The 6,561-nt window shown below is 57.3% G+C and carries 8 protein-coding genes; 5 read left to right on the top strand and 3 right to left on the bottom strand.

The window, feature by feature from the left end; translation table 11 throughout:
• The 4 genes from AC221Y_RS18230 to AC221Y_RS18215 all read left to right on the top strand — a co-directional run.
• A partial coding sequence (locus AC221Y_RS18230) for an ABC transporter permease (RefSeq protein WP_486707957.1) occupies nt 1-747 on the top strand: 747 nt, incomplete at its 5' end.
• The gene (locus tag AC221Y_RS18225; protein ID WP_299756312.1) at nt 744-1,625 is read left to right on the top strand and encodes an ABC transporter permease; all 882 of its coding nucleotides are present in this window, start codon (nt 744-746) and stop codon (nt 1,623-1,625) included. The genes AC221Y_RS18230 and AC221Y_RS18225, both read left to right, overlap by 4 nt.
• Nucleotides 1,622-2,605 (top strand): ABC transporter ATP-binding protein, encoded by a 984-nt coding sequence (locus tag AC221Y_RS18220; RefSeq protein ID WP_299756309.1) that lies wholly within the window; start codon nt 1,622-1,624, stop codon nt 2,603-2,605. Before AC221Y_RS18225 ends, AC221Y_RS18220 begins: the two co-directional genes overlap by 4 nt.
• Entirely contained in the window at nt 2,602-3,615 is a 1,014-nt protein-coding gene (locus tag AC221Y_RS18215) for an ABC transporter ATP-binding protein (protein WP_299756306.1), read from the top strand. Before AC221Y_RS18220 ends, AC221Y_RS18215 begins: the two co-directional genes overlap by 4 nt.
• Nucleotides 3,616-3,713: 98 nt before the next feature.
• Here AC221Y_RS18215 and AC221Y_RS18210 read toward each other — a convergent pair whose 3' ends face one another.
• Together AC221Y_RS18210 and AC221Y_RS18205 are read right to left on the bottom strand one after the other, a co-directional pair.
• The gene (locus AC221Y_RS18210) at nt 3,714-4,367 is read right to left on the bottom strand and encodes a DUF2461 domain-containing protein (protein WP_299756303.1); all 654 of its coding nucleotides are present in this window, start codon (nt 4,365-4,367) and stop codon (nt 3,714-3,716) included.
• 314 nt (nt 4,368-4,681) lie between these two features.
• Nucleotides 4,682-5,122, bottom strand: coding sequence for an ABC transporter permease (locus tag AC221Y_RS18205; RefSeq protein WP_486707956.1), 441 nt, complete (start codon nt 5,120-5,122; stop codon nt 4,682-4,684).
• Between the two features lie 37 nt (nt 5,123-5,159).
• Between AC221Y_RS18205 and AC221Y_RS18200 the strand changes: the two genes are divergently transcribed.
• Complete coding sequence (locus AC221Y_RS18200) at nt 5,160-5,318, top strand: hypothetical protein (protein ID WP_486707955.1); 159 nt, start codon at nt 5,160-5,162, stop codon at nt 5,316-5,318.
• A 373-nt stretch (nt 5,319-5,691) separates the two neighbouring features.
• On the opposite strand, the gene AC221Y_RS18195 is transcribed toward AC221Y_RS18200, so the two are convergent.
• Nucleotides 5,692-6,561, bottom strand: an 870-nt coding sequence (locus AC221Y_RS18195) for an L-idonate 5-dehydrogenase (RefSeq protein ID WP_486707954.1), incomplete at its 5' end; no start/stop codon positions are given.

Genomic DNA, 6,561 nt, shown 5'->3' with positions numbered 1-6,561 from the left:
GGGCGATCATTTGTCTATAATATTCCTGTGCTAGAGCTGATTGGCGGACGTCTGCCCGCGACACTTGAGCTGGTTCTGATCTCGGTCATTTCGGCCACATTTTTGGGAGTTAGCCTAGGCATCTATGCAGGTTACCGGCCCGACAGCTGGATTTCCAAGACGATCATGGCGGTATCTGTGCTTGGGTTTTCGGTGCCATCTTTCTGGGTGGGACTGATCCTGATTCTGTTTTTTGCGGTTAATCTTGGCTGGTTGCCTGCAGGTGGACGGGGCGAGACAGTGGAGATCTGGGGAGTCCGCTGGTCCTTTCCAACATTGAACGGCCTGTCCCATATCGTGTTGCCAGCCGTCAACTTGGCGCTATTCAAACTGGCAATGATGATCCGTTTGGCGCGCGCTGGGACGCGGGAGATCATGCTGACCGATACAATCAAATTCGCCCGCGCCGCAGGCCTGTCAGAAGGCACCATCCTGCGCCGCCACTTGCTGAAACTCATCTCCATTCCGATCATCACGGTCTTCGGGCTTGAGCTGGGATCGACGCTTGCCTTTGCTGTTGTGACTGAGACGATCTTTTCATGGCCCGGTGTTGGCAAGCTGATCATCGACAGTATCGGTGTGCTGGATCGGCCTGTCATGGTTGCCTATCTGATCCTGGTTGCCTTTCTATTTGTGACTATCAATTTCGTGATTGATCTAATCTTTGCGCTGATCGATCCACGCGTGCGGCATGGGGCATCGGCATGAGCGCTGAAAGCACCCCACTGCGCCGTTTCTGGGCGGAGTATCGCGAAAACAAGATCGCCGTTGTGGCTTTGGTCGTCGTGGTCGCGCTGATCTTGCTCGCGCTGTTCGCGTCAGTCGTTTCGCCTCAGAACCCCTATGATCTGGCGAACCTATCGTTGATGGACAGCCGCAGACCGCCGGGATTTGTGGGGTCGGGCGGGTATACGCATATCTTGGGCACCGATCCACAGGGACGAGACCTACTGTCGGCGATCTTTTATGGGCTTCGGATCTCCATTCAGATTGGGCTGGCCGCTGGCTTGGTTTCGCTCACTATTGGTACAGCGCTGGGGATCACGGCGGCCTATGTCGGCGGTCGGATTGAAGCACTGATCATGCGGTTGGTCGACTTGCAGCTTTCCTTCCCGGCGATCTTGCTGGCGCTGGTGATCGTCGCACTTCTGGGGCAGGGCAAGACGCAGCTAATTGGGGCGCTGGTCGCCGCGCAATATGCCTACTTCGCGCGCACCGCCTACGGTGCTGCCAAGGCTGAGCGTGGCAAGGACTATATAGAGGCCGCCCTTGCCACTCCGCTCAGCGGACGGTTGGTAGTGCTGAGACATCTGCTGCCTAATTGCACCCCACCGTTGATCGTGGTGGCGACAGTGCAGATCGCTAATTCGATTTCTCTTGAAGCCACACTGAGCTTCTTGGGGCTTGGCCTGCCGGTCACCGAACCCTCGCTCGGCATGTTAATCGCGAACGGATTCCCGTACATGATGAGCGGGCGCTACTGGATCTCGGTCTACCCCGGCGTCGCCCTAATTATACTGATCGTGGCGATTAATATCGTAGGTGATCAGGTGCGCGATCAATTCAATCCAAGGCTGCGCAAATGACCGATCCTGTCCTGAGCGTTGAAAACCTGAGCACCCATTTTTTTACGCGTGCAGGCGTGGTGAAGGCGGTGGATGGCGTATCCTTTGATTTGGCCAAGGGCGAGATCATGGGACTGGTGGGCGAAAGCGGATCGGGCAAGACGGTCACTGGCTTTTCCCTTCTGGGGCTGGTTGATGCACCGGGACGCATCGTTGCGGGCTCCATTAAACTCAACGGGACTGAGCTGACGACCTTGTCGGAAAAGGCCCTGCGCGCCCGCCGGGGCCGAGAGATTTCGATGATTTTTCAGGACCCGATTGCGACGCTGAACCCAATGCTGACCATCGGCCAGCAGATGAGACTTGCGATTGACGCACACGAGCGCCTGAGCGCCCGTGCAGCCGAAGCGCGTGCGGCGGACTTGCTGACCCAAGTGGGAATCCCGTCAGCCTCTGCGCGGCTGCGGGCCTATCCACATGAGTTTTCCGGCGGCATGCGGCAGCGCGTGGCAATTGCTATTGCCCTCTTGCACCATCCAGCTGTCATCGTGGCTGATGAGCCGACGACGGCGCTGGATGTTTCCATTCAGGCGCAGATTCTGTTCCAGATGCGCGACCTTGCCCGCGAAACCGGCACCGCGCTGATATGGATCAGTCACGATCTGGCCGTGGTCTCCAGTCTCGCCAGTAAGCTAGCGGTGATGTACGCGGGACGGATCGTCGAACAGGGTCCGACCGCCAAGCTGCTGCGTGATCCGCGCCATCCATATACTGCCGGTCTGATCGGCTCGCTCCCCGCGACGGCGAAACCCGGTGTGCCGCTGACCCAAATCCCCGGCACCACGCCGTCTCTGTTGTCTCTGCCGCGCGGCTGCCCCTTCGCGCCGCGCTGTGATCGTTCGACCAAAAGATGTGGAACAGACCCGGAGATGACCCTGCAAGATGGCCGCGGCTGGCGTTGCTTTCATCCAGTGGGACAAGACACCGAGGTTCCTGCATGAGCGCGTTCTTGACCGTCGACAATGTCAGCCGCCTGTTCGGTCCCAATCTGAGCACAGGCGAAAAGATAGCCGCCAAGTTGGGTGCCAAGGTTGAGACCCGCTCGGTCCGCGCGGTATCGGATGTTACCCTGTCGGTCCACAAGGGAGAAACCTTGGGGTTGGTCGGCGAGTCTGGTTGCGGCAAGTCTACACTTGGGCGCGTGATTGCGGGCATTCTGCCGCCGACCTCCGGGACGGTGGCCATCGACGGCGCGCCAGTGATGGAGAACGGCTCCAAGATCACGACCCGCGTGCAAACTGTTTTTCAAGACCCTTTTGCCAGCCTCGATCCGCGCATGAAGGTAGGCGATACCGTCGCCGAAGGCCCTATCGCCCATGGCCTGACGAACAAGTCGGAAGCCGGCAGATATGTCAGCAAATGGTTCGAACGTGTGGGGCTGGACCCCGTGTGGGTCGACCGCTATCCGCACCAGTTCTCAGGTGGTCAGCGTCAGCGGATCGCGATTGCCCGCGCACTTGCGATGCAGCCTGATGTGCTGATCTGCGATGAGCCTGTGGCCTCGCTGGACGTGTCGATTCAGGCGCAGATCATCAACCTGTTTCTGGAGCTCACCCGTGATCTGAAACTGACATCCGTTTTCATTAGCCATGATTTGAGCGTGGTGCAGCATGTCAGCGATCGCGTGGCGGTCATGTATCTGGGACGGATCGTTGAATTGGGGCCGGTGGCACAGGTATTCGGCACGCCTGCCCATCCATATACTGCGGCCCTGTTCGGCAGTGTGCCCAAGCTGGTGCTAGATGCGGAGGAGCTGGTCTATTTCGACACCATCGAAGGTGAAGTCCCTTCGCCGCTAGCGCCACCTACAGGGTGCTATTTTCACCCGCGTTGTCCCCTTTCTAGCGAGATTTGTAGCGTGACGCAGCCCCTCATACAGCCTGTGTCAGACCTGAGAGCCGTGGCCTGTCACCATTTCAAGTCGCAGCTTGCGGATAATGTTAGCCACTGAATATTCTCACTTAAAATGACTAGGCCCGCCCGACGCTCAATAACGTTGGTCATCGGATGCTTCGATAATGCATAAAGCCGGCACTTTCTTGTGCGCAATCAGTCGAAGTGGCGCACCATTGAGCTGGCGGCGCGAAAGATCTCGATTAGGAGATCGATCACCTTGTCGTCGAGCAGGAGCGCGTCCGGCAAGTCTTTGCGGCATCCCAGGCCGACCATTTTCAAATAGGGTGCCGCTGGATCGCTACTTACAAAGCCGTCCGGCACTGCACCCAACGCTTTTCGTGTGACCACACCGTCTGGGAAAGCCTTCTTGAACTCAGGATCAGCCAACAGGTCTTTCAGGCCCTCCGGATCATCAACCAGACGCTTCCGTAACCGCGCGAGTGCCGCCTTAGAGGGTTGGAAAAGCGCGGCGCCTGCGTGGCAACTTCCTGGCTCGATATGGAGGTAGTATCCGAAGTCTTCTGCGGGATGACCGGCATTGGCAAAAATATCCACGCCCGAGCGGTATAGAGCACGTCCGATGCGGTCCCGCGGCTCTTGAAAAAACTTGGTATAGCTTTGCTTTGGTTTGATCCCCGCCTCGGCCAGGAAAGGGTCAAAGCGATCAGCATAATCGTGCAGTGTCATAGCGATGCCGGTGAAATTACGCAGAGCGGCGTCGCGCTCATCACGGTGCTCGTCCATCCAGGATTTGCGGTTGTTCACTGCGAGATCTGCAAGGAACCTAAATGTTTCTGGCTCTACCATTGGCGCAACTCCTGTTTCGCAGCGACCGCGAGGCTTGCATGCGTTCCTATAACATCTTTGTAGGGTTGATTTAGAACATCGGCCATGGGGGCACTGTCAGACGATACTCATCTACTAGCGTTTGGACGAGGAATATCAGCCTCTTTCGCGTCACGCTGTTTGATGCTTATCAAGCAAACAAAGAAATTACGTCCGAGCGCAAACGCTCAGGGTGGCAGCAGAACGAGCGGATCCGTTTAGTCTGACGTTGCCGACTTTGGTGCGGCGGATGGACAGCGTTCCTGCAATCCGGCGATATCAGCTGGCGTTCTTAATCAGAACCGACCCTGAACCCGGCGCACCACGAACATGGTTAAAGCAAGCGACACAACCAGCGCCGCGGAGACCAGTGTTCCGATCACGGCGACCGATGGCAGCAGAGGAGAGTAGTTCGTGGCGGTCTTGGTGAACAGCCACACTGGAAGCGGGGTGTCCGGTCCCGAAGTGTAGATCGACAGGGGCAGATTTGACCAGGACAGAAGGAACGCGAACAGTCCCCCTGAAAAGATGCCGGGCCATAGGGCGGGCAGCGAGCTCTCTCTCACGACTTGCCAGCTGTTCGCGCCCAGATCGCGAGCGGCTTCTTTCTGTGCGGGATCGTAGCCGAAGAAGCGGATCGAGATGCCAAGAGTGACGATGGGAACGATCCAAACCAGATGTGCGAAGATCGCCGTTTTCCAGCTGGGCGAGAACCCGGCCGCGTTCAACGACAACAAAAGCGACTATATCCTGCGAAACCTCGGCATTCAGCAGTTGCTCCTTTCGGGAGTTCTGACCGATCAATACGTCGAAAGCGTCATTTGGGACGCCTGTGCGACGTTCTCGGAGGCCCGGCAAGCGGCGTCGCTTAATGCGATTAAAGGCTATTGCCGGCAGATTACTACGGACGAACTGATTGCAGAGTTGGATTGATCGGATCTTGTAGCAGGAACTCTGCTTGAGACGGGCAGGGCGGCGACTTATGCCCGGCACTGGTTTGTTTGCAAATCCAAGGGGAAGGGGCCGACGCGCCGACAAGAACGGTTTAAAAATACCCGAATAAATACAGCGATTTCTGTCCGTCCACGACGCCAACTACAACCAATTCAATTTACAGCGCCATCTAATCTTTCACCGAACTCTTCGTCAAACCCGCGCCAAAGCATTCGCTGAATGGTGTAAGATTGTGGCAGCCTAATCTCAGATCGCGGCGTCCTAATTGGTTCATCTGGGTTAACGTGACAAAGCACCTCGGTGCGGCATACAGGGCAGCTTCACTGTCATTGCAGAAACCATTTTTCACAATTTACTCGGTTGCAAAGGAGAGCTGGGTTTTAACCGCACGGCTACGATCCCCCGCAATCTCGAATGCCTCCACGGCGTCCTCCAGCGGAAACGTCCCGGTGATCATCGGGCTGAGATCAATGGCGCGATTGCCGATAAGGTCCACGGCGGCAGCAAATTCACTGTGAAAGCGATGAGAGCCGAGAAAGCTGATCTCTTTACCGACCAGAATGTTGATGGGAACCGCCACATCACCTGTCACACCAACCTGAATGACCGTGCCTTGGGGATGGACGACGTTGATCGCGCTTTGGATCGCGGGTGCCGCGGCGGAGCATTCAAAAGCGACGTCGAAACGGCCCTTGTCGGTTGAATAAACCTCAAGTCCGGACGGGTTGACTGCGATGTTGATGACCCGCGTTGCTCCCATCTGCTGGGCAACTTTCAAAGGAGTATCCTGCAAGTCTGTGACAACGACCTCACTTGCTCGGGCTTCAACTGCAAGGGCGGCACATAGAACGCCGATCGGTCCGGCTCCGGTGACCAGAACACGACGGCCCCGAAGGTCGGGTGCGCGGTTTCTGGCGTGCAGGCAGACGGCAAGCGGCTCGGCACAGGCCGCCTCTGCCATTGTGACGCTGTCCTTGACCGGAACGCACTGCGCGGCGCCCACCACCATCTGATCGCGAAATGCGCCTTGTTCATGGGGAAACCGCAAAGCGGACCCAAAAAACCGCATGTTCAGGCGGTGCTGGAACAAGCCGGTTGAGCAGAATTTGCAGTCGCCGCATGGATGGCTTGGGTTAAGGGCAACCCGATCACCGGGTTTGAGACTGGTGACGTTGGGGCCAATGTCGCACACGGTTCCGGCGACTTCATGACCGAGAACAAT

This window comes from Boseongicola sp. (genome assembly GCF_057460485.1).
Note: the sequence above shows the minus strand (reverse complement) of the source record. Positions and strands in the feature narration are given on the sequence as shown.

Coding starts and splice junctions, on each gene's coding strand:
- AC221Y_RS18210 (WP_299756303.1), bottom strand. CDS start 4,367: ATGGTAGAGCCAGAAACATTTAGGTTCCTTGCAGATCTCGCAGTGAAC.
- AC221Y_RS18220 (WP_299756309.1), top strand. CDS start 1,622: ATGACCGATCCTGTCCTGAGCGTTGAAAACCTGAGCACCCATTTTTTT.
- AC221Y_RS18225 (WP_299756312.1), top strand. CDS start 744: ATGAGCGCTGAAAGCACCCCACTGCGCCGTTTCTGGGCGGAGTATCGC.
- AC221Y_RS18215 (WP_299756306.1), top strand. CDS start 2,602: ATGAGCGCGTTCTTGACCGTCGACAATGTCAGCCGCCTGTTCGGTCCC.